Origin of the sequence: Bacillus sp. z60-11, from assembly GCF_046464135.1 — a bacterium.
Classification (GTDB): domain Bacteria; phylum Bacillota; class Bacilli; order Bacillales; family Bacillaceae; genus Bacillus; species Bacillus sonorensis_A.
In genome coordinates this window covers 1-1,137 of record NZ_JBIYSN010000018.1, presented here as the reverse complement: position 1 = coordinate 1,137, position 1,137 = coordinate 1, and the positions used below count along the sequence as shown (strand labels likewise).

Genomic DNA, 1,137 nt, shown 5'->3' with positions numbered 1-1,137 from the left:
GGATCAAACTCTCCATGAAAAGTTTGATAATGACTACGCACACTCGCATGTGCGATTTATTTAAAAATGAATTAACAGGTACGTTTTGTCTTGTTTAGTTTTCAAAGATCATTATTAAAGCAACTCTATTATTATATCTTTATTAAGATAAATAGTCAAGTGCTTTTTTAAAAATAAATGGTGGAGCCTAGCGGGATCGAACCGCTGACCTCCTGCGTGCAAAGCAGGCGCTCTCCCAGCTGAGCTAAGGCCCCAAAGGAATGGTCGGGAAGACAGGATTCGAACCTGCGACCCCATGGTCCCAAACCATGTGCTCTACCAAGCTGAGCTACTTCCCGTTACACATAATGGCGCGCCCGAGAGGAGTCGAACCCCTAACCTTTTGATCCGTAGTCAAACGCTCTATCCAATTGAGCTACGGGCGCATATGTTAATGCCGAGGGCCGGACTTGAACCGGCACGGTAGTCACCTACCGCAGGATTTTAAGTCCTGTGTGTCTGCCAATTCCACCACCCCGGCGTGGATGGTTGGAGCGGAAGACGGGATTCGAACCCGCGACCCCCACCTTGGCAAGGTGGTGTTCTACCACTGAACTACTTCCGCATATGAAAACTATTTTTTATAATGCGGGTGAAGGGACTCGAACCCCCACGCCGTAAAGACACTAGATCCTAAGTCTAGCGCGTCTGCCAATTCCGCCACACCCGCATAAATGGTGAGCCATGAAGGACTCGAACCTTCGACCCTCTGATTAAAAGTCAGATGCTCTACCAACTGAGCTAATGGCTCTTTAAAAGAGACTTTAATATAATATCATAAAAAAGTGGTGCCGGCAAGAGGACTTGAACCCCCAACCTACTGATTACAAGTCAGTTGCTCTACCAATTGAGCTACACCGGCCCGTTATGAAGATATTTAATGGTGGAGGATGACGGGATCGAACCGCCGACCCTCTGCTTGTAAGGCAGATGCTCTCCCAGCTGAGCTAATCCTCCGTTTGCACTTGCGTGCAACAGCTTGGCGGCGTCCTACTCTCACAGGGGGAAGCCCCCAACTACCATCGGCGCTGAAGAGCTTAACTTCCGTGTTCGGCATGGGAACGGGTGTGACCTCTTCGCTATCGCCACCAAACCTTA

At 49.1% G+C, this 1,137-nt stretch carries 9 tRNA genes and 1 rRNA gene; all 10 read right to left on the bottom strand.

Annotated features, from left to right (window positions below):
* Nucleotides 1-178: 178 nt before the first annotated feature.
* The 10 genes from ACINLD_RS22245 to rrf all read right to left on the bottom strand — a co-directional run bounded on the left by ACINLD_RS22245 (nt 179) and on the right by rrf (nt 1,132).
* A tRNA-Ala gene (locus ACINLD_RS22245) sits at nt 179-254 on the bottom strand.
* A 7-nt stretch (nt 255-261) separates the two neighbouring features.
* A tRNA-Pro gene (locus ACINLD_RS22240) sits at nt 262-338 on the bottom strand.
* Between the two features lie 10 nt (nt 339-348).
* A tRNA-Arg gene (locus ACINLD_RS22235) sits at nt 349-425 on the bottom strand.
* A gap of 9 nt (nt 426-434) precedes the next feature.
* Nucleotides 435-520: transfer RNA gene (locus ACINLD_RS22230), tRNA-Leu, on the bottom strand.
* A 9-nt stretch (nt 521-529) separates the two neighbouring features.
* Nucleotides 530-604, bottom strand: a tRNA-Gly gene (locus ACINLD_RS22225).
* 22 nt (nt 605-626) lie between these two features.
* Nucleotides 627-709, bottom strand: a tRNA-Leu gene (locus ACINLD_RS22220).
* A 5-nt stretch (nt 710-714) separates the two neighbouring features.
* Nucleotides 715-790 (bottom strand) — tRNA-Lys (locus ACINLD_RS22215).
* 35 nt (nt 791-825) lie between these two features.
* Nucleotides 826-901 (bottom strand) — tRNA-Thr (locus ACINLD_RS22210).
* A gap of 19 nt (nt 902-920) precedes the next feature.
* Nucleotides 921-996: transfer RNA gene (locus ACINLD_RS22205), tRNA-Val, on the bottom strand.
* 20 nt (nt 997-1,016) lie between these two features.
* A 5S ribosomal RNA gene (gene rrf, locus ACINLD_RS22200) occupies nt 1,017-1,132 on the bottom strand.
* Between the last annotated feature and the right edge of the window lie 5 nt (nt 1,133-1,137).